This is a genomic window from Lactobacillus sp. UCMA15818, assembly GCF_030400225.1.
Taxonomy (GTDB): Bacteria; Bacillota; Bacilli; order Lactobacillales; family Lactobacillaceae; genus Liquorilactobacillus.
Genome location: NZ_VJYB01000019.1, coordinates 1 through 26,845 on the forward strand (window position 1 = coordinate 1; position 26,845 = coordinate 26,845).

The 26,845-nt window shown below is 35.8% G+C and carries 22 protein-coding genes and 1 pseudogene; 20 read left to right on the forward strand and 3 right to left on the reverse strand.

The genetic code is table 11. From position 1 onward, the window contains the following. From FFX44_RS11800 to FFX44_RS11825, 6 genes and pseudogenes are all read left to right on the forward strand, one after another. A pseudogene (locus FFX44_RS11800) lies at positions 1–108 on the forward strand (IS30 family transposase); the annotation flags it as partial. A 224-nt stretch (positions 109–332) separates the two neighbouring features. Further along, positions 333–1,595, forward strand: a complete 1,263-nt coding sequence (locus FFX44_RS11805; RefSeq protein WP_289981223.1) for an amidohydrolase family protein — start codon at positions 333–335, stop codon at positions 1,593–1,595. 369 nt (positions 1,596–1,964) lie between these two features. Then, positions 1,965–3,713: an ABC transporter ATP-binding protein gene (locus tag FFX44_RS11810; RefSeq protein WP_289981225.1), complete on the forward strand. Its 1,749-nt coding sequence runs from the start codon at positions 1,965–1,967 to the stop codon at positions 3,711–3,713. A 12-nt stretch (positions 3,714–3,725) separates the two neighbouring features. Continuing rightward, positions 3,726–5,471 carry an ABC transporter ATP-binding protein gene (locus FFX44_RS11815; RefSeq protein ID WP_289981226.1) on the forward strand — a complete coding sequence of 582 codons (1,746 nt, stop codon included), beginning with the start codon at positions 3,726–3,728 and terminating at the stop codon, positions 5,469–5,471. A gap of 33 nt (positions 5,472–5,504) precedes the next feature. Beyond that, the gene (locus tag FFX44_RS11820; protein WP_289981227.1) at positions 5,505–6,434 is read left to right on the forward strand and encodes an AraC family transcriptional regulator; all 930 of its coding nucleotides are present in this window, start codon (positions 5,505–5,507) and stop codon (positions 6,432–6,434) included. 233 nt (positions 6,435–6,667) lie between these two features. Next, complete coding sequence (locus FFX44_RS11825; protein WP_289981229.1) at positions 6,668–7,876, forward strand: MFS transporter; 1,209 nt, start codon at positions 6,668–6,670, stop codon at positions 7,874–7,876. 114 nt (positions 7,877–7,990) lie between these two features. Here FFX44_RS11825 and FFX44_RS11830 read toward each other — a convergent pair whose 3' ends face one another. After that, the gene (locus FFX44_RS11830; protein WP_289981231.1) at positions 7,991–8,488 is read right to left on the reverse strand and encodes a cysteine hydrolase family protein; all 498 of its coding nucleotides are present in this window, start codon (positions 8,486–8,488) and stop codon (positions 7,991–7,993) included. Positions 8,489–8,736: 248 nt separating this feature from the next. On the opposite strand from FFX44_RS11830, the gene FFX44_RS11835 reads away from it, so the two are divergent. The 3 genes from FFX44_RS11835 (at position 8,737) to FFX44_RS11845 (ending at position 13,271) form a co-directional block, all read left to right on the forward strand. Beyond that, positions 8,737–10,134, forward strand: a complete 1,398-nt coding sequence (locus FFX44_RS11835; protein WP_289981233.1) for an MFS transporter — start codon at positions 8,737–8,739, stop codon at positions 10,132–10,134. Between the two features lie 20 nt (positions 10,135–10,154). Continuing rightward, positions 10,155–11,645: an amidase gene (locus FFX44_RS11840; protein WP_289981235.1), complete on the forward strand. Its 1,491-nt coding sequence runs from the start codon at positions 10,155–10,157 to the stop codon at positions 11,643–11,645. 240 nt (positions 11,646–11,885) lie between these two features. Then, positions 11,886–13,271 (forward strand): amino acid permease, encoded by a 1,386-nt coding sequence (locus tag FFX44_RS11845; protein WP_289981236.1) that lies wholly within the window; start codon positions 11,886–11,888, stop codon positions 13,269–13,271. A gap of 124 nt (positions 13,272–13,395) precedes the next feature. Here FFX44_RS11845 and FFX44_RS11850 read toward each other — a convergent pair whose 3' ends face one another. Further along, the gene (locus FFX44_RS11850) at positions 13,396–14,313 is read right to left on the reverse strand and encodes a LysR family transcriptional regulator (protein ID WP_289981238.1); all 918 of its coding nucleotides are present in this window, start codon (positions 14,311–14,313) and stop codon (positions 13,396–13,398) included. 367 nt (positions 14,314–14,680) lie between these two features. On the opposite strand from FFX44_RS11850, the gene FFX44_RS11855 reads away from it, so the two are divergent. Together FFX44_RS11855 and FFX44_RS11860 are read left to right on the forward strand one after the other, a co-directional pair. Continuing rightward, positions 14,681–15,226, forward strand: coding sequence for an NADPH-dependent FMN reductase (locus tag FFX44_RS11855; protein ID WP_289981239.1), 546 nt, complete (start codon positions 14,681–14,683; stop codon positions 15,224–15,226). Between the two features lie 24 nt (positions 15,227–15,250). After that, positions 15,251–17,671 (forward strand): FAD-dependent oxidoreductase, encoded by a 2,421-nt coding sequence (locus tag FFX44_RS11860; RefSeq protein WP_289981240.1) that lies wholly within the window; start codon positions 15,251–15,253, stop codon positions 17,669–17,671. A gap of 105 nt (positions 17,672–17,776) precedes the next feature. Here the strand turns inward: FFX44_RS11860 and FFX44_RS11865 are convergent, their stop codons facing one another. Next, entirely contained in the window at positions 17,777–18,511 is a 735-nt protein-coding gene (locus FFX44_RS11865; RefSeq protein ID WP_289981241.1) for a MurR/RpiR family transcriptional regulator, read from the reverse strand. Positions 18,512–18,961: 450 nt separating this feature from the next. On the opposite strand from FFX44_RS11865, the gene celB reads away from it, so the two are divergent. The 9 genes from celB (at position 18,962) to FFX44_RS11910 (ending at position 26,614) form a co-directional block, all read left to right on the forward strand. Continuing rightward, positions 18,962–20,314 carry a PTS cellobiose transporter subunit IIC gene (gene celB / locus FFX44_RS11870; protein WP_289981242.1) on the forward strand — a complete coding sequence of 451 codons (1,353 nt, stop codon included), beginning with the start codon at positions 18,962–18,964 and terminating at the stop codon, positions 20,312–20,314. 299 nt (positions 20,315–20,613) lie between these two features. After that, positions 20,614–22,062, forward strand: coding sequence for a 6-phospho-beta-glucosidase (locus tag FFX44_RS11875; protein WP_289981244.1), 1,449 nt, complete (start codon positions 20,614–20,616; stop codon positions 22,060–22,062). 17 nt (positions 22,063–22,079) lie between these two features. Beyond that, positions 22,080–22,397 carry a PTS lactose/cellobiose transporter subunit IIA gene (locus FFX44_RS11880; RefSeq protein WP_289981245.1) on the forward strand — a complete coding sequence of 106 codons (318 nt, stop codon included), beginning with the start codon at positions 22,080–22,082 and terminating at the stop codon, positions 22,395–22,397. 35 nt (positions 22,398–22,432) lie between these two features. Continuing rightward, entirely contained in the window at positions 22,433–22,594 is a 162-nt protein-coding gene (locus FFX44_RS11885) for a hypothetical protein (protein WP_289981246.1), read from the forward strand. Positions 22,595–22,695: 101 nt separating this feature from the next. Further along, a complete protein-coding gene (locus FFX44_RS11890; protein WP_289981247.1) occupies positions 22,696–23,583 on the forward strand; it encodes an ABC transporter ATP-binding protein in 888 nt (295 codons plus the stop codon). 1 nt (position 23,584) lies between these two features. Further along, the gene (locus FFX44_RS11895) at positions 23,585–24,349 is read left to right on the forward strand and encodes an ABC transporter permease (protein WP_289981249.1); all 765 of its coding nucleotides are present in this window, start codon (positions 23,585–23,587) and stop codon (positions 24,347–24,349) included. Next, positions 24,339–25,451 carry a sensor histidine kinase gene (locus FFX44_RS11900; RefSeq protein ID WP_289981251.1) on the forward strand — a complete coding sequence of 371 codons (1,113 nt, stop codon included), beginning with the start codon at positions 24,339–24,341 and terminating at the stop codon, positions 25,449–25,451. Before FFX44_RS11895 ends, FFX44_RS11900 begins: the two co-directional genes overlap by 11 nt. After that, complete coding sequence (locus tag FFX44_RS11905; RefSeq protein WP_289981252.1) at positions 25,444–26,049, forward strand: response regulator transcription factor; 606 nt, start codon at positions 25,444–25,446, stop codon at positions 26,047–26,049. Before FFX44_RS11900 ends, FFX44_RS11905 begins: the two co-directional genes overlap by 8 nt. Before the next feature lie 79 nt (positions 26,050–26,128). Beyond that, positions 26,129–26,614, forward strand: a complete 486-nt coding sequence (locus FFX44_RS11910; RefSeq protein ID WP_289981253.1) for a glutathione peroxidase — start codon at positions 26,129–26,131, stop codon at positions 26,612–26,614. The last annotated feature ends 231 nt before the right edge of the window (positions 26,615–26,845 follow it).

Sequence of the window (26,845 nt, forward strand, 5' to 3'; positions counted from 1 at the left end):
CAAGTCAGTGGCCGTCGTAATCATATACCGAGAAAATCACTAAATTACAAAACACCAATTGAGATATTCATGAAAAATATCACAGATAAGCAATTAAGTTTTTTCTAACTTAATTTGACATTTCAAGACTGTAAATTTAATTTGAAAACTCAAAAAAATACTAGATATCTTAATCATGGTTTGCTGTTTGTTTTTTTAACACTTGAATGATACAATTCAAAAAATTAGTTTTTTATCGAAAATTTGAAGTATCTTGATAATAATAATTAACAGTAGATTTCTTAAGCTTGTTGAGGCCACAAGAAAAATATGAAAAATGGGTGTGACTAAAGGTGAAACTATATAAGGGTAATATTATTTTTACAAAAGTGAGAACTGAATTTACTATGTATGAGCAAGGATTTATTGCGGTCAAGGCTGGGAAAATAATTGAAACCGGGAAATACTTAGATAAAAAATATCCTAATTCAGAAATAATCGATTTTGGGCAACAGCTTATTATCCCAGCTTTTAATGATGTACATTTACATGCTCCGCAATTTCCAATGGCTGGATTAGGATTTGATCAAGAGTTATTACCATGGTTGCAAAAGTATACTTTTCCTATGGAAGCAAAATATGAAAATACAAATTATGCATTAGACAAATATAAACTTTTTTTGACGAAGTTATGGGAAGTTGGAACTTTACGTTTTGTTGCATTTTCAACTATTCACAAAGAATCAACGATTATTTTAATGGATTTAATTTCACAATCCGGATTAAAGGCTTTTGTAGGAAAAGTAAATATGGATCGGAATTCTATTGCGTCTCTGACGGAGTTAACAGAAGATTCTGTCAGAGATACATTAGCATTGATTGAAGCCACAAAAAAGTTTCGAGAGAATGTACAGTATATTGTGACCCCTCGCTTTGTTCCATCGACTTCAGTTTCCTTAATGAAAAAACTAGGTGAAATCGCTGATGAATTTGATTTACCTGTCCAGTCTCATTTATCAGAAAACAGAAAAGAGGTTGAGTGGGTAAAAGAGTTACATCCCGAAAGTAAAAATTATACTGATGTATATCAAAAATATGGACTAATAAAAAAGAATAAAACTATTATGGCTCATTGTATTTATCTGTCGGAAGAAGAAAGAAAGTTATTAAAAGAAGAAAAAGTTTTAGTAGCACATTGCCCACAATCAAATGCAGATTTATCAAGTGGAATAATGCCATTAAGGAAGTATTTAAATGAAGGTCTGCATTGTGCAATTGCGAGTGATGTCGCGGGTGCCCATGTACCAGATATGAACCGACATATAGTAGAAGCAATTCAGACCTCAAAATTGTGGTGGGTGAACCATCCAAAGGATTTACCAATAAAATTATCAGAAGCCTTTTTCCTAGCAACAAAATCAAGTGGAAGTTTTTTTGGCAAAGTTGGTTCATTTGAAAAAGAATATGATTTTGACGCGCTTGTAATAAAAGAAGATGTCCATAATTCTGAAAGAACTATTTCAGAACAATTAGAAAAGTTTATTTATTGTGGAGATGATCGTAATATTATGCACCGGTATGTTTGTGGCAAAGAAATTAGAAAGCCCTTTTCTTAAGATTTTAGGTGAAGCAATCGACTAAAAAACTCGTGGATTTGTTTGAAAAAAATTGATGTTATGTTTATAGGTGAGTAGGAACTCGCTTGAGATATAGCCCTGAATATGATTGCCTTTTCTAGGCGGTACAGAGACGATACTTTATCGGCGATGTGCCGCCTAGTTTTATCGAAATTCTTGTCAGTGTTCAGGTTTTCCGATTTCGTACTACCATTTTTGATTTAACATCGTAATGAAATAGATTATTAAACTCTGAGTGATACAAGTAAAAAATAGTGTCTAAATGGTATATTTTTGTCTAAATGGAACACTTTGAAATCCGATAAGAATTTAAACTCTAATAGATACTGTAAGTTAGGGGATAAATCGATGAAGAAAAAGTGGTTAAAAATATTATTCAACTTCGCTAGTGGACATAAATTTTTATTTATTTGGTCCGTCTTTTTTTCAATTTTAAGTGTCTTTGCGGGAATCATTCCCTATGTAATCGGTGCACGACTAATGGCAATGATAATTATGAAACAAAATAGTTATCAAGAATTCATTATACTTCTTGGCGTAATACTACTTGCATTTGTTTTAAAAACTATTTTTTATGGAATTTCAACGACACTTTCACATCATGCTGCATATAATACTTTAAACAATCTGCGTAATGCTATCACTAATAGGCTGATGCAGACTTCTTTGGGAGTTGTTAAAAGTTTTTCAGCAGGTAGCATTAAGAACGCAATTCTTGATCGTACAGAGGAAGTTGAAATCCCGTTAGCACATATGATTCCTGAATTGTCAGCTAATGTACTTCTCATTGTGGTGACAGTAGTTTATTTATTTATATTGGATTTTCGATTGGCACTGGCTGCGCTATTAACGATTCCGTTAGCTAGTATTCCATTATTTTTACTAATGAAGAATTTTGGAGAAAAGTATCAAGCTTATATGCAGGCAAATAATGAAGTTAACAATGTCATGGTGGAATATATTGAGGGAATTGAAGTCATTAAAACATTTAATCAAACAGGAAATTCATTTAAAAAATTTTCGAATGCTGTTGATGGATTTAAAGATTATACCCTTAACTGGTTAAGGAATGCATGGAAAACGCAAAATCTAATTTTTGCATTGTTGCCCTTCACACTGTTAGGCACCTTACCTGTTGGCATTTGGTTGTATCTAGATGACATCTTGAATTTGAATCAACTATTGCTGGGGTTATTACTAGCTATTGGTTTGAGCAATCCACTGAATAAACTTTCCTTATTTACGAATGATTTTAATGCTATGAAGCAGAGTGTAATTAATACACAAGCATTTTTAGATCTACCCATTCTTTCTTTTAATAAAAAAGAAGTTGGTCGGATTAGTGATAACAGTATCACAGTGTCGAATGTTGAATTTGGTTATACTCGTCATGAACCTATTTTAACAGGGATTAATTTAAAAATTCCAGAAAATAGTTTTTGTGCTATTGTGGGTCCCTCTGGAAGTGGAAAATCAACTTTACTCCAATTATTAACTAGATTTTGGGACATTCAAGAGGGAAGTATCATGATTGGCAATATTGCTCTGCAAGATTTAACACTTCATCAACTTAATAGTGCTATCAGTTATGTCACACAAGACAGTTTCGTTTTTAAAGGAACAATTGCTGAGAATATTAAAATGGGTAATCCGACTGCAACTGAAGATGAACTCTATGCTGCAGCGAAGGCCGCTCGTTGTCTAGAGTTTATTAATGAACTACCACAAGGTTTCCAAACTGAAATTTCATTTGGCAATGGACAGCTTTCAGGTGGACAGCAACAACGAATTTCTATTGCACGTGCGATTTTAAAAAATTCGTCCATTATCATTTTAGATGAGCCTACTGCAAGTATTGATCCTGAAAATGAACAACAAATTCAAGAGTCATTACTGGAATTAGCTCAAAATAAAACAGTAATCATGGTAGCACATCGATTGAGTACAATCAAAAATGCAGGTCAAATTGTAGTCTTAGATACTGGTAAAATTGTTGGAAATGGAAAGCATGCAGAATTATTGAAAAGTTGTCCAACTTATCAGCGATTATGGGCTTCTTATACTCAAACTGAGGGATGGCACATTGACAATCACTAGGAGGAAGAAAGTATGTTTAATACTATTAAAGGCATCATGCAGTGGAGCAGCAGTTACAAGAAGCAATTGTATCGTGGCTTTTTATATTCTTTCATTGCTTCGATGTTTGCAGCTTTGCCTTTTTGGATAGCCACACAGGCTGTAGTTTCAACATATAAAAGAAGTGAAGATATTTCACCAGCTAAAGTTGCATTTTTTTTATTTTGTGCACTTGCACTATGTTGTGGCTTAAGATTCTTATTTTTATATCTAAAAGCAAAGTCGCAGGAAAGCATTGGATTTCAAATTGCTGCGAAGTCAAGACTTGAAATTGCACAAAAATTGAAAAAAACTTCGATGGGATATTTCAGTAAAAATAATGTTGGCAGCTTGCTAAATGCTGTTACAACTGAATTGTCAATGTTGGAACTACAAAGCACAAAAATGATTGATTTAATTATAAATGGTTATATTAATTTTTTTGTTATGAGTCTATTTATGTTTGTGGTTGACGTACGTATCGGAATCGTAGTTTTTGTTACACTTATCCTAGGAACTTTAGTAATAGAAATAATCAATAGAAGAAGTCGAGAAAATTCAAAGATAGCCGATCAAGTTCAGATAGGAATGTCAAATAGTGTAGTCGAATTCGTTAAAGGAATCAATGTTGCTAAAACATATGGACAAGAAAGTACAGTTTTGGATAGTTTGAAGTCTATTTTTAAACAAAGCAAGCAGATTCGGTTAAAGATTCAGACAAAGTTTGTTTTTTTAAATTGCTTGTTATTGTTGCTTTTAGATACTGCGACGGTTGTTGTTATGGCAATTTGTATAGCTAATCAGCAAAGCGGTCAATTATCATTGGATTTTTTTGTGACACTAATGTTTTTCTCGTTCATCCTTTTCAACAGTATCAAGGAAATGACGGATGCTACTCATATTTTAGGCGCAATTGATAATAATCTGCATCACCTACAACAATTAGAAAAAATGCCGCTACTTGATACAGAAGGCTCAGATGTGGAACTCACAAATTTTGAAATTGAATTCAAGCATGTTACTTTTGGATATGAAAAAGATAGACCCAAAGTATTGCATGATGTTTCGCTTACTATCCCAGAAAATAAAACTACAGCAATTATTGGGCCTTCAGGTAGCGGGAAAAGTACGCTTTGTAAAATGATTGCACGTTTCTATGACTGTGACGAAGGACAAATCTTCATAGGAGGACATGAAGTAAAAGAATTCTCATACAGTAGTTTAATAAAAAACATTAGTATTGTTTTTCAAAAACCGTACTTGTTTCATGATACTATTAAGAACAACCTCTTGTTTGGTAAAAAGAATGCAACAATGGCTGAAATCATAGATGCAAGTAAAAAAGCATGTTGTCATGATTTTATTATGCAACTACCACAACAATATGACACAGTACTTGATGAAGGTGGTAATTCCTTATCAGGAGGGCAAAAGCAGCGATTATCTATAGCTAGAGCGATTTTAAAAGATGCACCAATCATTATTTTAGATGAAGCAATGGCTAGTATTGATCCCGAAAATGAACAGGCTTTGCAATGTGCTATCACTTCGTTGGTTACGCATAAAACAATCATAACGATTGCTCATCGTTTGGCGACTATTCAAAATGCGGATCAGATTGTGGTTTTAGATGCAGGGAAGATAGTCCAAAAGGGAAAGCACAAGCAATTAATGGAGCAACCGGGTATTTATCGTGACTTTGTCGAAATCAAAGAAAAAGCCAAAAAATGGCAGCTATAAAGAATGCAGGTTATAAAAGGTTGGTGACGATAAATGAAAAAACAAATAGGATGGAAGAAAGATAAACAAGAAGAGACCAAAATACTGTCACTTGTTAATAAAGAAGATGTGGTACAAACAGATTATCTTACTCTTTTTGAAGGAGTTACAATTTTCTTTCATAAATATAATTTTGGTAAATTTGAATCACCATTAAGAGTTGTTGCAGGAAGTTTGCGCTTGGACTATTGCTATGCCGGACACGTTGATTATGCCATTGCTGATAAGCAGAATGTCTTTTTTGAACCCGGATTTTTAAAACTTGATTGGCGTGAAAAGCAAAATATGAGATATTTTTTCCCATCTCACCAATACAGTGGGGTAACAATTATAATCAACAAAAAGGCAAAAGAAGAAACACTCATGCAGATGACTGGAGAAAAATTCAATTTAAATACAATTAGCGATAATTATCGTAAAAATGGAGATCATGTTTTTTTAAAGACGGATTTTATTGAAAGACTTTTTGAGGATCTTCGCACGCCTACTTTGAAGCGTTCAATAACTTATCTGCGTTTGAAGGTTGCCGAATTGTTGATTTATCTTTCCTCCAAAACAATAGCAAAGAATAATCATCCTAAAGAAACCTTTTCTGCAGGAATAATGGATAAAATTCGTCGCTTGCGGCAATATCTAGATCAGAATTTTACAAAACAACTTAGTTTAGAAATGCTCTCTCACAAATTTGAAATTTCCACCACTTCAATGAAAAAGGGGTATCGTGATTTTTATGGAGCATCAATTCATGCTTATTTAAGAGAAAAGCGAATTGAAAAGGCTTGTGAATTACTTAAGAAAACAAATTTTTATGTGGCACGAATTGCAAACGAAGTAGGATACACGAATCCAAGTAAATTTACTGCAATGTTTAAGAAAAAGATGATGATGACACCTACTAAATATCGCAGTTTGAATCGATATTAAGGAAGAACAGGAAATTTATTAGGGTGTCTGAAAGAAAAACTAACCATGGAACGTATTGTGTTTTCCAAGTGTTAGTTTTTTATTTGGCTTAATTAATATTACAGCAAAACTACATCAGTGAAATAGTTAAGTATTTTTTAGGGGCAGTCCTGTCTTTGTGGAGCAGAGAAAGAGACCTATAGTATATAGAATGTTAATTGGTGATAAAAATATTAGCATGAGAGGAATTAACTATGAAGAACAAACTTTTTTTAGCAACACTAGTATCGTATTTAGGAATATACGTAACTATGCCGATCTTATCCGCAATTTCTACCAAAGCGCACATGATTCCTAGCCAAATTGGTGTAATGATTTCATGTGGAGCCTTTGCAATGCTTTTATTCGCCCCGGTTTGGGGGAAAATCAGTGATAAATTAGGCCGTCGGATGGTTATTATTAGTGGATTATTAGGAATGTCTATCTTTTTTATACTCTATGTTGTTCTCTTTCATTTATCGATTTCGACTGGCAAAGCGGTCAATGTACTGGTTTATAGTCTAATGGGAACGAGATTTTTGTTAGGAATATTCATGACAACTACTCCTACAGCTGCCAGTGCATATATGGCTGACATCTCTTCACCACAAGATCGCTCTAAAGACATGGCTTCTCTTGGATTTGCAACTGGACTTGCAATGGTATTAGGACCAATTATTGGTGGTGCTGTTTCCACAATTGGTAATTTATATACACCCTTTTACTTAACTATTGTAGGATTATTAATCTTTTCACTTGTAATGGTAGTCGGTTTACCACGACAACAGAAAATAAAGTCTCCTGAAAAAACATTAACGAATACATTACAGCAAACAAAATCAAAAAGGAGTTTCTTTTCATTGGAATTGGCAGCATGGTTGTTAGCAGGATGTGCAGTTATGCTAGTAGTTGTTGTACTACAGTTGATTACCTCACTATATTTACATGATAGCTTTAAGCAAACGGTTACCCAAAGTGCACAAACCGCAGCGCTATTATTTTTTGTACTTGGGATTGCTTTAATGCTTGTTCAGGTCCTTCAAATGAAAGTATTACAGTGGACAGCCAAGACGATGATGATGGTGGGAATACCACTGATGATTGTTGGTTTGCTTCTTGCAACTATAACGAGTGCATATTATTTAATTTTTGTTAGTTATATTCTTATTGGTGCGGGTGCAGGCTTAGGCATGAGTTCATTATCTGCGGGCTGTTCCTTAGCTGTTTCTGAAAGTCAGCAGGGTGCAGTAGCTGGAACTGTTGCGATGATTCAAGGTATTGCGGGAATTGTTTCACCTCTATTAGGATCATTCGTTTATCAGTTGAATCCTAAATTTCCTTTCTTCTTATTTGGCGGTTTTGCATGCCTTGCCTATTTATTCTTTCTGATGGTTACAAAGCAAAAAAAGAATTTGATAGGCTAAATAATGGATTATCATAATGTATAACAAAAAGAGATCTCTTTAGAACAGTAGGAGGTCTTTTTTTGTCGTAAGAAATAATAAACTTATAAACGATAGAGGGATAGAAAACTGAAATTATACGAATTCTAAAAATCTATGATTCCAGATATTTTCGTAAAATGAATTGGTTGTTTTTGCGTCCATGTAACCATTAGCAATGGTGGTGGCAGTACCACGAACCATTTGCAGCTTATATCCTAAACCATGAGCCATTTTAATGGTCGTATCCACACAATATTCTGTTTGCGCACCGCAGATTTCTATTGCAGCGACATTATTTTCATCCAAAATTGTTTTTAAGTTTGTCTTGAAAAAAGAATTAGCATGAGTTTTTTGAACATAATAGTCGTTATCTGTGGTATTTATATCATCTATGATTAACCAATCCACTTGACCTTTTACTAGTTCATTATCATTGTGTTGAACAAAGATAATTGGTTTTTCAGATTGTCGATACATTTCAATTCTTTTGTTGATTTTACTTATACAATTTCTTAGATCAGCGACAGGTGTTGAACCTTTACAGACACCATTTTGAAAGTCAATTATTAATAGAACATCCGCTAGTAGCATTTGATATTTCCTCCCATGGATCGACGGCTTTTTAAGTATAAATAGCTCTTTTATATGAACTCTATCATAGCACAACCAAGATAGTACCATAATTAGATGATATATTTAATAATGCAAAAAATTTTAAAGATGGAATTTATTTTTCCGTATTTCATATTTTTGCCGTATAATTATCACGGTTACATTAAGTTGTGTACGTCCAATTAACCAGCTTGATACCAATATAAATCATCAAAGGGAGAATTGAAATGCAAGCACCAGCAATAAAGCAAGAAAAACCGATGTTCGTTGTTGCGATCGTTGCGCTAATGTCATTCATGGGGGTATTGACGGAGACATCGATGAATGTTACATTTCCTGCTTTAATGAGCGAATTTAATGAGTCGTTGAGCACGGTTCAATGGGTAACGTCGGGATATTTATTAATGGCCGCATTGGTCATGTTGACCTCTGCCTATATGAAGAGGAGATTTACAAATCGGCAACTATTTATTATCGCTGTCATTCTTTTTAGTTTAGGAGATATTATTTGCGGGAGTGCGTTTAATTTTTGGATGTTATTGATAGGCCGAATGGTTCAAGCAGGTTGTGTGGGAATTTGTACACCATTGATGGTCAACATTATTCTTGATGTTGTTTCACCTATCAAGTTAGGAACATATATTGGCTTAGCAAATCTGATTATCTTGGTTGCACCGGCTCTAGGACCAACTTTTGGTGGGGCAGTTGTGGCTTTTGCGAGCTGGCGTGTAATATTTTGGGCAACTCTGCCATTAGCTCTTATTTTATTGGTAATGGGGACTAAAAGAATTAGACAGTATGCACCAATTGAAGGAAAGTACACATTTGATTGGACAAGGTTTTTAATTTTGGGAATGGCCTTAATTTGCTTAATCATTGGATTAAACGACCTTGGCTCGCATTTGTATATTACTTTTGCGGTCTTATTAATAACAAGCGTAATTTTAACAGGAATATTTGTTAGACTTTCAAGTAAGGCAACTAAAGCATTGTTCTCGTTATCAGTCTTTAAGGAAAAAGCTTTTTTGTTCAGCTTTCTACCATATATTATGTTGCAGTTTTCAAATGTTGGAATTAATTTCTTATTACCCAATTATGTACAAGAGGTGTTTCAGGCAACATCATTAATTGGAGGATTAATTCTTTTACCGGGCAGCATTTTGAATTGCTTTGGTCAACCAATTTATGGGTGGATGCTCGATCACTTGGGTGGCAAATTGCCATTATACATAGGTGATATCTTATTTACACTTTCACTTGTGGGACTCACAGTTGGGGGCACGCAATTAGGTATTTGGGGAATTACCTTAGCATATCTGATTTTTGCAGTCGGTCGCTCGATGGCTTTTGGAAATTCGGTAGCTTATGGTCTAGAACACATTGATAAGAAGTTTCGCAGTGATGCAAATGCACTTTATAATACTGGTCAGCAAGTCACAGGTGCAATTGGTACTACGGTGTTAGCATTGATAATGGATTCAGTTAATCAGACGGGGTACACACGCGCGCAAAATATTAGTGCGGGCAGTACACGCGCATTCGTTTTGCTAGTAGTATTTGGGGTAATTATCTTTTATTTATTTCATCATTTATTGAATTTAAAGTCGAATATAGATAGTAACTAAGATTTTTAAGGAGAGCTAAAATGAGTAATAATGAACAAGAATTACTGTTAAAACCGGCATTAGAACTGGCTAAGTTAGTTCGAAAAAGGAAAATCAGTTCCGCTGAATTAGTTGAAATAGCACTAGGTAAAATAGCGAAGGATAATTCTAAATTAAATGCGGTAATCTCAACAAGACGGGAGTTAGCCTTAAAAGAGGCCAGCCAGTTAGAAGATAAAGGCCAGCCCTTTTTAGGGGTTCCAATCTTACTTAAGGGATTGGGCCAGTCACTTGCAGGTGAACCTGAGAATTATGGAAACAAAATGTTTAAAGATGCGAGAGCTCAATTAACAAATAATTATGTTAAAGCATTGCAACGCGAGGGCTTTATTGTCATCGGACAAACTAATTTTCCAGAGTTTGGATTGAAAAATATTACAGATTCTAAGATTAAAGGGGTAACCTATAATCCATGGAATTTAGATTATTACGCAGGAGGTTCATCCGGAGGTGCAGGTGCGGTATTGGCAGATGGAATACTGCCAATTGCAGCAGGAAATGATGGTGGAGGTTCCATTAGGATACCCGCTTCTTGGTCTGGGGTGATTGGCTTAAAGCCAACCCGTGGGCGAATTCCAGTCGGACCGACTGATTGGCGTTCGTGGCAAGGTGCATCCGTTAATTTTGCCTTGACGAGAAGTGTTGATGATACAGCTGCTTTGCTTGATTCTTTGCAGACTGTTCAACCAGCAGGTGTTTTTCAAGTACCATTGAATACGCGGGGATTTTTAAATAGCGTTAACTCAAGAATTAGTAATATCACGATTGGCTATACTACCAAGTCACCAATTGGGACACGGGTTGATGAAGAAGCAATTAAGGCAGTGGGAAATGCTGTTTCGTTTTTAAATGATCAAGGATTTAACACAAAAGAAATTATTTTACCGACTGATGGAATTCAATTAATGCATTCTTACTATGCAATGAATGAAGGAGAAATGGTAGCGACTCTTGATTCAATTCAGCAAGCTATGAAGCGAACTTTAACTTCAAATGATATGGAGTTACTCACATGGGCATTATATCAAACAGGTAAAAATCTTTCGGCCGCTGAATACAGTAAGGCTTTAAATAGTTGGGATGAAGCTGCCTACCAAATGGCACGGTTACATGAAAAATATCCAGTAATTTTAACGCCAACAACTGCTTATGCGGCACCGCGAATAACGGATAAATTAGTCAGTGATGATAATTTGTTTAAAATGAAACATATAGAAGAGTTGGAACCCAACGAACAAAGGCAATTGATTTGGGATCAATGGCTACCTGCATTGACGTGTTCACCATTTACACAACAAGCAAACTTAACTGGTAATCCGGCGATAAGTCTGCCTACACATGTCACGGCAGAGGGATTACCTCTTGGAATTCAATTTGAGACTGGCAAAGGGCAAGAAAACTTATTGCTTCAAATCGCAAAGATATTTGAAAAGAAGAATAAATTTAAATTTTTACATCCAACAAGTTTTTAAAAAATAAAAAGTTAAATAATACGGTTTATTAGAGAAAAGTAAATTAAAAGTTTACAATCTGATTTTCTCCCAAAAGTTGCGTTGACCGCTTAAGTTATCTATAATTATTCGTGTTGCGATGTGTAAATAGAATAAACATTAATGATGAGAGCAAAATTTATTGATTTAACTTTCATTGTATATAGATAGCGGCTGTGATACTACAATCATTTTGTCACAGCCTTTTTTGGAGGGAAAATAATGAAACAAGAATCAAATGGAGCACCTGATCTAAAACGCTCCATGACTGCTGGACAAATGGAAATGATTTCTCTTGGTGGGGCAATTGGAGTTGGACTGTTCATGGGTGCAACGTCAACAATTAAATGGACTGGACCATCAGTTTTATTGGCGTACATGTTTGTGGGCCTGGTATTATACATAGTAATGCGTGCTTTAGGTGAGATGATTTATATTAATCCGGGGACTGGCTCATTCGCAGACTATGCAGCGGAATATGTGCACCCATTGGCAGGATATCTTGCTAAATGGGCAAATGTCTTTGAATACATAGTTGTGGGAATGTCAGAAGTTGTCGCTGCGACTGAATACTTAAAGTACTGGTGGCCGAATATTAATCCATTCTTCGCGGGAATTATTATTATTACTTTTTTGTTGTTAGCCAATCTGACCAGTGCTAAAGCATACGGTTCACTAGAATTTTGGTTTGCAATGATTAAGGTAATTACAATTATCATGATGATTATCTTGGGCTTCATGATAATTTTCTTTGGTTTTGGTAATCATGGTCATCCTGTTGGTCTCAGTAATTTGTGGAGTCATGGTGGTTTCTTCACAGGGGGCTTTACAGGTTTCTTCTTCTCAATGTCAATTATTGTTGGTTCTTATCAAGGCATTGAGTTACTAGGTATCTCGGCTGGCGAGGTGGCAAATCCGCAAAAAGCAATTGTTAAATCAGTCAAGTCTGTTTTATTTAGAATTTTGATTTTTTATGTAGGCGCAATTTTTGTGATTGTGACAATCTATCCGTGGAATCAACTAAGTTCAGTTGGTTCACCTTTTGTCTCGACATTTGCTAAAGTTGGGATTACAGCTGCAGCTTCGATTATTAACTTCGTAGTGTTGACCGCGGCATTGTCAGGTGCAAATTCAGGAATTTATTCTTCAAGTCGAATGCTTTTTAAATTGGCACACGAAGGGGATGCACCTAAAATATTTGGACGTTTATCTAAGCGGATTGTACCAAATGTTGCGATTATTGGGATTTCTAGTGGTATCTTAATTGGATTTGTTGTTGATATTATTGCAAGCGCATATAGTAAGTCAACCTCTGATATGTTTGTGATTGTCTTTAGTTCCTCGGTTCTCCCCGGGATGGTACCATGGTTTGTGATTCTACTAGCAGAACTTCGCTTTCGCAAGAATAACCCGCAATTGATGATGGAGCACCCTTTTAAATTACCACTATATCCATATTCAAATTATTTTGCATTATTGATGCTTATTGTGATTGTTTTCTTCATGTTTATTAATCCAGATACGCGTGTTTCAGTGATAGTTGGTGCAGCAGTTTTGGTTACCGCGACAATTGTATATAGTATCCGACACAAAAACAAAAGATTTTAAAAATAATAATAGTATGATTACAGAATCCCTTAAATATCTAAAATAAATATGAATATCTAGGATGGCTTTTATTTAACAGAATAAAGCAGTTTTTAGGACAGTGATAAGATACCTGATTGAATTATTATTTTCCGATTGTTAAAAATGATTCAACAAGCTCGTTTTCATAGGGACCGAGAGTTTTTGTACGATTCATAGCAATAAAATAGTTTAAATTTATTAAGTCACTTGATAAGGGATAAAGATTATATGCACCAGGGGTCAGCTTATTAATAATGCTCGTAGGTACAAGCGTCAGCCCAAGTCCATGTGTAGCCAATTCGACAGCAGTTATAATATTTTGACTTTCAATAATTATTTGGGGCTTGATTTTGTACTTGTTAAAAAGTGAATCAACTTGATTACGAATAGCAGATCCAGGTGAACTTAAAACTAGTGGTGAACTTAGCAGCGTCTTGATTGGGATTGACCCAATTGCGAGCTGCTGTTTTTTTTCTTCAAAGAAAGGTGAGGTAGAAGGAATTATCGCATAATAATTTTCTGCTTTTGCAGTTTCTAGTCGCAATGGAGGTGCAATTGTTTCCGGATTTTGCCCGATAAAAAAATCAATTTCACCATTAATAGCGAGTTTTTCGCTAACTGTGGGAACATCTTCAACTAAAATTAGATGAACGGAAGGATGTTCTTGCAAGTACTTAGGCAGGAAAAGTGGAAGTAAAAAACTTCCTAGGCTTTGGAGTACACCTAATTTGATTATAGTTTTATCAGGATGAGTATATTGGGATAACTCTTGAGTCAGCATCGCATTTGCAGTATTTTGTTTTTCAAGATAGTGATAGTATATTTTTCCAGCCTCGCTGAGTTTAAGTCGCTGACTTTGACGATCAATAATAGGAACACCTAATTCTTGTTCAATTTGTTTAATAATCTGGGTTAAGTAGGGTTGTGAGATGTAGAGATCTTTAGCAGCTTTGGTAAAGTTACTGTGCTTTAGAAGTACGTCTAGGTATTGGAGCATTAATGATGGATTCTTTGAAAACAAAATGATTCCTTCTTTCGATAGCAAATTAGTTATCAGTCAATAATTAAATAAAAATTTCACAAAATATACTAACGTCAGTATACTTAATTATAGACCTTAAGTATACTTTTAATCTCTATGAATTAGTAAAGAGGTTGAGTGTGACATAAGACGATAAAGTTTAAATACTAACTCGAAATTACTGGCATAGCAGGAATTCTACTATTAGTAATTCGAAGCTAGACGGAGGACTTTGACTTATAGAACACGTTTATACGGAATAAATAGAGAGGCGGAGGCAAAATTTAACTTTTGGCTCAATCCCTTTCTAGTAGTCATATCGACATTATTGAAAATAAAATCACATGATTAGAAGGAGTTATTTAAAATGATAAATTTAATTGGAATTGTCGGGACAGGAGCAGTTGAGTCGACGAATCGAAAACTTCTGCAGTATATGAAGAGAAATTTTTCTACACAAGCAACAATTGAGATTTACGAATTAACAAATTTACCGTTTTTTGATAAGCCTGTCTCTCAAACAGCGCCAGAAATAATTGCTCGGCTATCGCAAAAAATAGTTGAGGCAGACGGCGTGATCATTAGTACTCCTGAGTATGATCATACGATTCCTGCGGCTTTAGCAAGTTTGCTGGAATGGTTCGCGTATACCACACAGCCACTTAGAGATAAGCCTGTTATGATTACGGGCGCTTCCTATGGGGTACTTGGAACTTCAAGAGCACAATCTCATTTGCGGCAAATATTGAATGCACCTGAGTTAAGTGGATTATTAATGCCTGGTAGAGAATACTTGTTAGGTGGATCGCTGCAAGCATTTACTGCTGCGGGCGAATTAACAGATGTTGCAAAAAAAGAAGAACTAGACAGGTATTTTGGGGATTTCATGCAATTTATTGCTAAGAATCGATGATAGAGACTATAGGAGGAAATTATAATGAAATTAATTGGAATTAGTGGAACAAACGTTGATGATTCGGCAACGACATTATTGTTGAATTTTATTAAAAAAGAATTTAGTAGTCTCGCTGAGATTGAAATTATTGATATTCGACAATTACCACTATTCAATGAATCAATTGAGATTGGGACAAGTCAGCTTGTTCAGGATATTAGCCAAACAATAGCTGAGGCAGATGGTGTGATTATTTCAACTTCAGAACATAATCGTTCAATTCCCTCTGCATTGAATAGTTTTATTGAGTGGATGTCTTTCAAAGAGCATCCATTTAATAACAAGCCAGTTATGATAATTGGAACTTCAATTAGAGTACAAGGGTCATCAAGCGCACAATTACACTTGCGACAGATTCTAGATGCTCCCGGAGTTGATGCGTTAGTATTGCCCGGCAATGAATTCCTACTTGGTAGTTCTGCTTCAACGTTTGATGAACAGAATAATTTAAAAGATACGTCAACTATCAAGTTCTTACAGTCATGTTTCAAAAACTTTCTACATTTTATTCAAGCAGCCGAGTTCTTAAATGCTTCTGAAGAAGTTCATTTTGAACCGGGAGAGTATCAAGTCAGTGCAATTGGCCATAATGGTAAGTTGCCAATGACAATTACTGTATCAGAAAAAAGAATCGAAAAGATTGAAATTGATACAAAGAATGAAACAAAAGGAATTGCTGATACTGTATTTAAAAGAATTCCAGAGCAGATTGTTAGTGCGCAGACATTGAATATTGATGTTGTATCAGGTGCATCGGTTACAAGCCATGGCGTGATTGATGGAGTGGCAGAAGCTATTGATTTAGCCGGTGGAGATGCAGCAGTTCTGAAAAGACGACCAAAGCCTCAAAAAGCGATGGAGCAAGATCCGCTTGAATTAACAACAGATGTTGTTGTGGTTGGTGGGGGTGGTGCAGGACTAAGCGCTGCAGCATGTGTCTTGAAAGCCAAGCGACAAGTGGTAGTTGTGGAGAAGTTTCCTTCAATAGGTGGAAATACTATTCGCACTGGGGGACCAATGAACGCGGCAGATCCAGAGTGGCAAGGAACATTTGATGCACTTTCTGGCGAGGCAGCAACCTTAGAGGAAGTCTTGTCCCAAGATGAGAAGCAAATTGATGAAGAGTACAGGAATGATTTTAAAGACCTGAGAAAACAAATTAAAGACTATCTACAGAACGGTAATAATAAATTATTCGATAGTATTTTGTGGCACCGAATTCAGACGTATCTTGGCGGAAAACGGACTGATTTAAACGGAAATGAGATTCATGGACAATACGAGCTGGTGAAAATACTAACCAATAAGGCATTGGAATCAGTCAAATGGCTTGAAGATATCGGAGTTGAGTTCGATCCTAATGAGGTCTCAATGCCCGTTGGAGCAAAATGGCGCCGGGGGCATAAACCATTAAAGAACCAAGGTTATGCTTATATTTCTGCTTTGCAAGACTTTATTAATAATCAAGGCGGCAAGATTTTGACAGATGTTCCAGTGCAAGAGTTATTGATAGAAGAAGGAACAATCAAAGGTGTAATTGGACGTAATGCTGAAGGGCGATGTGTGGTTATTCATGCCAAGAGTGTGGTGCTGGCTTCTGGCGGTTTTGGCGCAAATACAAAGATGATTCAAAAATATAACACTTATTGGACAAAAATCGATGATGCGATTGCTACTTCCAATTCACCTGCAATTACAGGTGATGGGATTAAACTGGGAGAAAGTGTTAATGCGGCATTAGTTGGAATGGGCTTTACGCAGATGATGCCTGTTTCAGATCCTGTAACAGGTGAATTATTTACTGGATTGCAGGTTCCACCAGCTAACTATGTAATGGTTAATAAAGAAGGCGAACGCTTTGTTGATGAATATGAAAGCCGAGATGTCTTAACGCAGGCGGCTATTGACAATGGGAGCTTGTTTTATTTAATTGCGGATGACAAGATTAAAGAGACGGCATACAATACAAGTCAGCAAAAGATTGATGAACAAGTCGCTGCAGGTACATTATATAGAGCAGATTCATTAGCCGAATTAGCACAGCAAATTGGAATTGATCCAGATACTTTTGTTGACACAATTACTAAATATAATTCATACGCAGATATGGGGAATGATCCAGAATTTGGCAAGGAAGTCTTTGACTTGAAAGTACAGGTTGCTCCTTTTTATGCAACACCACGAAAACCTGCAATGCACCATACAATGGGCGGCTTGAAAATTGATAGTAATACTCATGTGCTGAATAAAGATGGTGTGATAATTGATAACTTGTATGCAGCTGGAGAAGTTGCCGGCGGAATTCATGCAGGTAATCGACTAGGGGGTAATTCACTAACGGACATTTTCACATTTGGTCGAATTGCTGGAATGATGGCAGTTAAAGGTATTACTGATAAATAGTTTCTTATGAGTTTGATGCTTATTGTTATAAATAATCTAAAAGAATTCTGATAGTACGCAGCTTTTGCTGACTGCTAACAGAATTTTTTTGTCTGTAATTATAAATCAACCGTGTCCAATATTTCTTGCTAAAGCTTCTAGGATGAAAATTACTGGAATTTGAGTGGTAATATTTAAGTCCTTTTTAATGACTTCAGGGCTGACATTATATGAAAAATTGATTTCAGAAACTTTTGCTAAGGTGCAAAAGTTATTGTTGGTAATGGATACAATGTGGAAGTTGTCGGCTTTTAGACTAATAGCTCGGTTGACAATTTCAGGTGTTTCACCACTAACTGAAAGTATAATAGCAATTTGAGTAGTGCCATTGTGAATTTGTTGTGGCAAAGGGTAAAAGGGATCGACGTTATAAATGGAGTTGATTCCCAGATTAGAGAATTGACGGGCACCATATTGGGCAAGGACACCAGATGTCCCAATTCCAAAAAAAAGGACATTATTTGTATTTGAAGTTAAATTTTTAAAAGCTGCTAATTCATGCGAATATTGCTGAAGAAGAGGACGATTAAAAAATGTGCTTGCTGAGTCAACGATTTCAGTATCATAATCTACTGCTAACTTTTGGTTTTGCAAGATGATTTGTTGTTGTTTTAAATTAAACTTAAATTCTTGAAAACTATCGTAACCCATTTTTTTAATACATCTAATAATAGAAGCAGAGGACACATGGATGGCACTGCCTAATTGACGAATACTCAGACTAAGTGCCTTATCGGGATGGGAAATCAGGTAATTATAGATCAAAATTTCTGTTGGGGTAAAGTTATTTAAATCAATCATTTTAGAACTAACCACCTCTCTAAAGTGAGTAACAAGTGTATTACACAATAAATATATAATAACATTTAAAAGTTAGAAAAACAGTAAGTGTTACATTATCTGTAAAGTGTAACCGCTTTCTTTAAAAGCTAGAAACAGTTAAAATTTTTCGATAAAATGAAGATGGTAAATAAAGACAAGGAGGGTGTAACAAAACGTACTAGATTACAGAACTAGTTGGGAGGGAACTTTATATGGATTGAAGAAATAAAAATAATTATATTATGTTACAGGTTTATGTATGTTCATTCTGGTGCAAACGGCAGAACTCGAAATTGATTTGACAGAATGTAATTGGTTTCCAAAAAAAGCATGGCACAGAGAAAAAAGAGTAATGATTAATTAGTGTTTATTATAAATCACAAATTATATTGAGAATAAACAAAATTCGTGAAAAGAGGCGTTGATCTAATGAAAATCTCTGATTCTTTTAAAGAAAATGTAACCGAGAAGGCTGGTAAATTTGCTGGTTCGCGGTTCGTACGAGCGATTATGGAGGCGGGTTATAGTGTTATTGCATTTTCAATTATTGGTGCTGTGTTTTTAATTTTACAAATTTTACCGCAAGCATTTCCCATACCAGGCTTTGCTACTCTCTATGCTAACACAATAGGACATTTTACGAATCTATTTCAGGTTGTTTATAATGCAACCATGGGAATTTTATCACTAATTTTTGCAGGGACATTCACTTATAGTTATACCAAGATTTATCAAGAGGAAGAACATCTTAATCTGAATCCGCTTAACAGCCTATTCATGTTTTTTATGGCGATGTTCATCACTGTTCCACAATTGGTGTGGAAGGGTGGTTCTATTGAATTTGTACAATCTCTTAGTAAGTCAAATGTTATTGGCGGTGGGTATGCGGTTTCAGCATCTTCAGGGGTTACTAGAATAGCTGCTGTTGGGATTTTTACAGGGTTAGTTGTAGGTTGGTTAACAGTACAGATTTATCGTTTTACTGTCAAACATAATTGGTCAATCAAGATGCCACCTGCAGTTCCAGCTGGCGTTGCTAATTCATTCAGCTCTTTGATTCCTGGATTCTGTGTTGCAATTGCTGTTTCGATACTCAATATGTTGCTTGTTTTTGCCGGGACAGATATTTTCAAAATTCTTTATATTCCATTTTCATTTATTAGTGATATTGCAGATACATGGTGGGGATTTTTGATCATTATTTTCTTGATCCATTTTCTCTGGTGGTTTGGGATTCATGGTGCAACAATTATGAGTTCATTTTATACTCCGATTGTCTTAGCGAATATGGCATCTAATAAATTGGGAGCAGATCACTTCTTTGCTGGTGATCCGTTGAATGCCTTTGTTATTATCGGTGGCTCTGGAGCAACTTTAGGAATGACAATCTGGATGGTTGCTAGAGCAAGGTCAGTTCAATTACAAGAAATTGGAAAAGCAGAGATAGTACCTGCGTTCTTTAATATTAATGAACCCTTACTTTTTGGTTTACCGATTGTCTATAATGTACAGCTATTTATTCCGTTCGTTTTTGCACCGTTGGCTTCTGGTGCAGTTGGGTACTTTGCAGTTACCACACATTTGGTAGATAAAATTATTGCCCAACAGCCATGGCCGACACCAATCGGATTAGGTGGATTTATTGCGACTGCAAGCTGGAAAGGTGCAATCCTTGCAATTATTTGTGCGTCAGTTGCGTTTGTTGTATGGTATCCATTTATCAAGCTCTACGATCGATCCTTACTGAAACAAGAACAGGAACAGACAGCAGAGAAGCATTAGTAGTTAGTTGAGAATCAATGGACTAAGAATATAAAACATGATTGCTCTTGTCGAATGAAAATTAGGTTGATAGAGGATCATAGAGGGCTTTCTTCGGAGAGCTCTTTGTTTTTCGAACTTACTTAACAATTTGGTGTAGATTGATAAATTAAAAAAGCATGTTACTGAAACATTCTTCAAAAAATAAAACAAGTAACAATTTAAGAATGTTGATGCAAAAGAGCAGATCTTCAGCAAATTTTAAGCGCTTCCAGTTACACTGATTATAGTGAATATAATTATTTAAGGAGTGATATAAAGTGGGTAAAGAAAATAATTACAAATTACCGCAGGATTTCTTATGGGGTGGTGCAGTAGCCGCACATCAACTGGAAGGTGGTTGGCAAGCAGGCAACAAGGGTGTTAGCGTTGCAGATGTGATGACCAACGGAGCTAATGGAATCGAAAGGAAGATTACAGAGGGCGTAATTGCCGGAGAATATTATCCCAATCATGATGCGATTGATTTTTATCATAAGTACAAGACAGACATCAAGCTCTTTGCTGAAATGGGATTCAAGTGTTTTAGAACATCAATTGCTTGGACAAGAATCTTCCCCAAGGGTGATGAAGTGGCACCAAACGAGGAAGGGCTGAAGTTCTATGATGACTTATTTGATGAATGTCTCAAATATGGGATAGAACCTGTAATCACACTTTCTCATTTTGAGATGCCATATTACTTGGTAACAGAATATGGTGGATGGCGTAACCGCAAAGTAATTGATTATTTTGTGAATTTTGCAACTGTTGTTTTTGAACGCTACAAAAACAAGGTTAAGTATTGGATGACATTCAATGAGATCAATAACCAAACAGATTATAAGCGTGTTTTTTCAATCTTTACTAATTCAGGAATTATACCAAAGGATGGAGAAAATGTGGAAGAGGCGATGTTTCAAGTAGCACATTATGAAGCAGTTGCGAGTGCCTTGGCGGTTCAGATAGGGCATAAGATTAATCCTGATTTTGAGATTGGTGCAATGATTTCAATGGTTCCGCTTTATCCGGCAACTTCTGATCCGAAGGACATCCTCAAGGCACAACGTGCAATGCAATGGCGTTACTGGCTGGGTGACTTGCAAGTACTTGGCAAGTATCCTGAATGGTTATTAAAATATCAGGCAGAACACCATTTGAAGATTGATCGTACACTGGAAGATCTTGATGTCCTTCAAGCAGGAACAGTTGATTATTTAGGGTTTAGTTATTATATGTCATTTACTGTTTCAGCTCATGGGGATGCTAATTCAGTTTATAGTTACGATGAGATGGAGGATGTGGTACAAAATGAATATCTTCCATCATCAGACTGGGGTTGGCAGATTGATCCTGAAGGTTTACGGTATGTAATGAATTGGATGAACGATCGCTATCATTTACCCCAATTCATTGTTGAAAATGGTTTAGGTGCAATTGACAAAGTTGAATCGGATGGTTCAATCCATGATCAATATCGAATTGATTATTTAAAGAAGCATATTGAACAGATGAAGTTAGCGGTTGAAAAAGATGGTGTTGAATTAATGGGCTATACTCCATGGGGGTGTATCGATCTCGTTTCTGCTGGAAGCGGTCAGATGGATAAACGTTATGGTTTTATCTATGTTGACAAGAACGACAAGGCTGAAGGCACACTGGATAGAAGCCGAAAAGATTCATTCTACTGGTATAAAAAAGTTATCGAATCACAAGGTGCACAATTATAATTTCGGAGATGATCTAAATGGATGAAAAACAGCAAGAGATAGTTATGGGATTAATTATAAATGGCGGGAATGCTAAAGGTGCAGCATTTGAGGCTATTAAGGCGGCTAAAGACGGCGATTTTGAGACGGCAGATAAAAAACTGGAAAGTGCAGATGAGTTCATGTCTCAGGCGCATAATGTGCAGACTGGGATGTTAACAGCTGAAGCTAATGGTGACCATGCAGAGGTAAACTTGTTAATGGTCCATGCACAAGATCATATTATGAATGCAATTACTTTTAGAGATTTAGCTGGGGAATTAGTTGATTTGTATCGGAAGTTAGCTGCACAATAATTAGATAGGTTTCTTGTTGATTTTTGAAGTATGTATTGCATTTAAAAACTCCAGAAAAAATTTTATTTGATGTTGCAAAGTTTAATGTACGTGCGCAAAAATTGTACCAAAAGATTGGCTTCAAAGTTGTGAATTATCACGAACAAGAAACGAATGGAGGAAGTTATCCGTTTGTTTTGATGGTTAAATCTTTTTGAAAATTATAACGAATTATGACATTTGTCATCCCCAGTCAATTACAATCCTGACTGGGGATTTTTGCTGTCTTGTTTTAAGATATGTTGCATGGGGGTGCATGATGAAACAAATCATAAGTATTAAGAATTTAAGCTTTAGTTATAGTAAAAATGAAATTATAAAAGGTTTGAATTTAAGTGTTAATAAGGGTGAAATTATTGGTTTAATTGGTGAGAATGGAGCGGGAAAGACCACCTTACTGAATATTCTACTAGGCCTATTGCCAAGTAAAAACAATGTTCAGGTTTTTGGAAAGCAACCGGGTTCGTTGATAGCTAAACAAAAGATAGGGTCAATGCTGCAAGGCGATTTAGTATTATCTAGCGTCAGAGTTGAAGAATTCTTAGAAGAAGTTGCAATGCAGTATAGCAATGCTATCCCACTCGAACAAATATTAATGCAGTTGGGCTTAGAACAACAGCGACGCAAGTTTTTAAAGGAGTTATCAGGTGGACTGATGCGCAGAGTCACATTTGCGCAAGCATTGTTAAGCAATCCCGACTTGCTTTTTTTAGATGAGCCAACCGTTGGGATGGACGCCCAAGCAAGGCATGTTTTCTGGGAACATATCAAAGAACTCCAACGACAAGGGAAAACAATGATTATTACAAGTCATTATTTGGAGGAAATTCAACAAGTTGCTAGTCGATTAATTATTTTGCAAAAAGGACAGTTCATATTCCAAGGAACTTTGAAAGAATTACAAGATAGGCATAAACAAACAACAATTACTATTACTAGTGAATCTGAAAAACCAAATTTTGCAGAATTAATGGGCGTAGTCAGTGTTGAAAGAAATAGCAGTCAAGTTGCAATCAAGACAGTTGATGGAGACAGTACATTAAAGGAATTATTATTGAAGTATCCAGATGTTTCGAATATTACGGTTGAACATGAGTCATTGGAAAGAATATTTTTGCAGATGACAAAAGATAAGGAGCAACGATAAAATGATTAACATCATGAGACAGCTAAAATTTGACGCGCTAAGATTGGTAATTCGCAATAAATCATTTTTATTTTTCACATTACTGATGCCTGCAGGCTTTTATTTATTATTTACGAAGGTAATGGTAGTTGGAAGCGAGACAGAGATGCATCAATTCTATATGACCTATATGGGTAGTATGACAATCTACAGTGGAGTAATCGGTGCAATTTTTGGGGTATCAACAATCTTAAAAAGAGATCGTGATAAGGGCTTGGTTTTATTTCTGCAAATGACGCCAACTGGTAGTAAGAATTATTATATTTCAGTGTATACAATTACGGTGTTGCTTAATCTTTGTGCAGTAATAGTTTTGGGTCTACTAGCAAGACTTGTTAACAATGTTGATTTGAGCTTAAAACAATCTGCTATGATTTTATTGATTGTACTAGTTGGGCAGATTCCAATGATTTTATTGGGAACACTGATGTCTTACTTTAAAACGCAAGAGACTTTGAGCGTTGCCAGCAACTTGATTGCTTTTCCATTAGCGATAGTTAGTGGATTGTGGTGGCCAATCAATACTATGCCAGATTGGCTGCAAGGAATTGGCAAAGTAATGCCGACGTATTTTGCGAATAATTTATTAGAAAAAGCAATGCTGCATAGCCAGTTCGATTTAGAGGATATCTATGGTATTATTACGTGGATAGTGATGATGGGTTGTCTGACAAGATTGGTTGTGAAGATACAGCAAAAGAAGGGACTAAGAATTAGTGAAGCTTAATGGCTTTAATAAGCTTAAAAGATTAGATTGGATTTCATATGTTTGGCTAATATATTTACCTTACACATTAATTCAGTTTATTCCAATTAAAAGTAGTAAAGATGTATATTGGCTCTTACTAGCAGGACTATTTTTACTGCTGTATATCATAGTTAATGAGGTAAGGGAGTATCGTTATCTTACAATTTCCCTCGAATTATTTGTGACAGGGCTCTTTGCAGTTTTCAATTTTAATCTATACTTGATTATTTTTCCTGCATGGCAAGTACCTTGGATACTAGTTCATTATCCAAGAAAATATCAAAAATACTTTATAGTGGCTTATTATGTCATAGTTGGAATTGCTTTGGCTAGAATTCAAGTAAAATATCCGATGTTTTGGAGGGATGGCTCATCAATGGGGTTACTTTTTCCCTGTGTTTCTCCAATTATTTCCAATACATTAGCAATCTCATCATTCAGACAACATCAGTTAAATCAAACAAATCGTAGACTTGAGACGATTATTCAGCGTGGTGAACGTGAACGAATTGCACGTGATCTCCATGATACATTAGGTCAAAGTTTCTCGATGATTACGATTAAGACAGAATTGGCGAAAAAGCTCTTGACTAAGAGTCCAGATAAGGTGGCTGCAGAATTAAATGATATTGAACAGACCAGTCGCCAAAATCTGCAATTAGTACGTTCAATCGTTAATAACCTGCATCAACAATCCTTTAATGAAATTCTCTTAGAACAAAGTAAGAATCTTGCAACAGCAAACCTTTTATTGCTTACCACAGGAGAGGAACAGGCAGTTAAATGGCCGACACAAATTCAAGCAAGTTTTGGAAAGGCTTTGACTGAGGCAATCAGCAATATCTTGCACCACGCTAAGGCTCATCAGGTTCAATTAATCTTTTCTGCCAATGAAGACTCCTATAGGGTTGAAGTGATTGATGATGGAATTGGGAAGGAATTTGTAAGGGTTGGCGGCAATGGGATTAGAGGAATGCGTGAACGAATGATTCAAGCAAATGGAAAGTTTGAAATTTATCACGATTATCGTGGGACACATGTGGTGTTGACACAAATGAAGGTGAACGAAGACGATGATTAAAATATATTTAGCAGAAGATCAAAGCTTGTTAAATAGCGCTTTGACACAATTATTAGATTTGGAAGATGACTTTATGGTCATAGGCAATGCTGTTAATGGAGCAAGAGCTTGGCAAGACCTGCAAGTTTTGAAACCAGATGTTGCAATTTTAGATATTGAAATGCCTAAGATGACAGGTTTAGAAGTTGCATTGAGGGTAAATGAAAAGAAATTAAAGGAGAAGGTTATTATTCTGACAACATTTGCACAAAAGGCTTATTTTGAACAAGCTGTCTTGGCAAATGTCTCAGGATACTTGTTGAAAGACAGTCCGAGCGAAGAACTTATAACAGCAATCAGAGCGGTGTCAGCCGGTAAAACAATTTTTGCACCAGAACTTGTAGTTAATATGGTTTCTGAAGAGAACAATCCACTTAGCACAAGAGAAATGGAAGTTCTGACGGTGGCTGAATCTGGAATTACAACGAAGCAGATAGCACAACAGCTCTTTTTATCAGAAGGAACGGTGCGTAATTATTTATCTGCAATCTTCAGCAAGTTAGGGGTACATAATAGGATTGAGGCAATTAAAATGGCTAAGGATAATAAATGGTTCTGAAGCTTGAATGAGCCAGCCTAATATCTTATCAAAATAAAACTTTGGGATTATACTTGTACTTAAAGGAGATGACACAAGAATGGCTACAATCTATGATTTTGAGGTATCGCGTGAAGATGGGAAAGAGTATCCGCTTTCTAAGTATAAAGGGAAGACACTGTTAGTTGTCAACACAGCTACAAAATGCGGTTTAGCTCCACAGTTTGCAGAATTAGAGGAACTTTATGAGAAGTATAAAGATGATGGTTTGGTTATTTTGGGCTTCCCGTCTAACCAGTTTAAGCAAGAGCTTGCTAATGGACAAGATGCTGCACAGGCATGTCGAACAACATATGGAGTGTCATTTCCAATGCATGAACTAACTGTTGTGAATGGGAAGGAAACTGCCCCATTATTCAAGTACCTGAAAAAAGAGGCACCCGGTGAATTAGGGAATTCCATTAAGTGGAATTTTACTAAGTTTTTGATAGATCCAACTGGTAAAGTTTTGCAGCGCTTTGCACCAAAAACAAAACCTAAGGCATTTGAGAACGATATCCAGAAAGTATTGCCACAGATAAAATAATATGTGAAACAATCTAAGATTAGTTCTGGTATTAATTGGTGAAAATCAGTTAATATCAGAACTTTTTGTTTTACACTGAAAGTGAAGCTAAGGTCGACTATAATCCCTGGGACTTCGAGTTCGTATTTTAAAATGACTTCCTTTACTTTCTACGCACAAATATGATTTAAGATTGAGGACCCTTTGAGGCCGTGTTTAGGAAATGATATCTGCGTTGAAAGTTTAGTTTAG

Coding starts and splice junctions, on each gene's coding strand:
- FFX44_RS11835 (WP_289981233.1), top strand. CDS start 8,737: ATGCAAGCACCAGCAATAAAGCAAGAAAAACCGATGTTCGTTGTTGCG.
- FFX44_RS11865 (WP_289981241.1), bottom strand. CDS start 18,511: ATGATTGATTTAAATAACTTTACCCCAACAGAAATTTTGATCTATAAT.
- FFX44_RS11845 (WP_289981236.1), top strand. CDS start 11,886: ATGAAACAAGAATCAAATGGAGCACCTGATCTAAAACGCTCCATGACT.
- FFX44_RS11880 (WP_289981245.1), top strand. CDS start 22,080: ATGGATGAAAAACAGCAAGAGATAGTTATGGGATTAATTATAAATGGC.
- FFX44_RS11905 (WP_289981252.1), top strand. CDS start 25,444: ATGATTAAAATATATTTAGCAGAAGATCAAAGCTTGTTAAATAGCGCT.
- FFX44_RS11895 (WP_289981249.1), top strand. CDS start 23,585: ATGATTAACATCATGAGACAGCTAAAATTTGACGCGCTAAGATTGGTA.
- FFX44_RS11910 (WP_289981253.1), top strand. CDS start 26,129: ATGGCTACAATCTATGATTTTGAGGTATCGCGTGAAGATGGGAAAGAG.
- FFX44_RS11840 (WP_289981235.1), top strand. CDS start 10,155: ATGAGTAATAATGAACAAGAATTACTGTTAAAACCGGCATTAGAACTG.
- FFX44_RS11825 (WP_289981229.1), top strand. CDS start 6,668: ATGAAGAACAAACTTTTTTTAGCAACACTAGTATCGTATTTAGGAATA.
- FFX44_RS11855 (WP_289981239.1), top strand. CDS start 14,681: ATGATAAATTTAATTGGAATTGTCGGGACAGGAGCAGTTGAGTCGACG.
- FFX44_RS11890 (WP_289981247.1), top strand. CDS start 22,696: ATGAAACAAATCATAAGTATTAAGAATTTAAGCTTTAGTTATAGTAAA.
- FFX44_RS11830 (WP_289981231.1), bottom strand. CDS start 8,488: ATGCTACTAGCGGATGTTCTATTAATAATTGACTTTCAAAATGGTGTC.
- FFX44_RS11810 (WP_289981225.1), top strand. CDS start 1,965: ATGAAGAAAAAGTGGTTAAAAATATTATTCAACTTCGCTAGTGGACAT.
- celB (WP_289981242.1), top strand. CDS start 18,962: ATGAAAATCTCTGATTCTTTTAAAGAAAATGTAACCGAGAAGGCTGGT.
- FFX44_RS11815 (WP_289981226.1), top strand. CDS start 3,726: ATGTTTAATACTATTAAAGGCATCATGCAGTGGAGCAGCAGTTACAAG.
- FFX44_RS11860 (WP_289981240.1), top strand. CDS start 15,251: ATGAAATTAATTGGAATTAGTGGAACAAACGTTGATGATTCGGCAACG.
- FFX44_RS11820 (WP_289981227.1), top strand. CDS start 5,505: ATGAAAAAACAAATAGGATGGAAGAAAGATAAACAAGAAGAGACCAAA.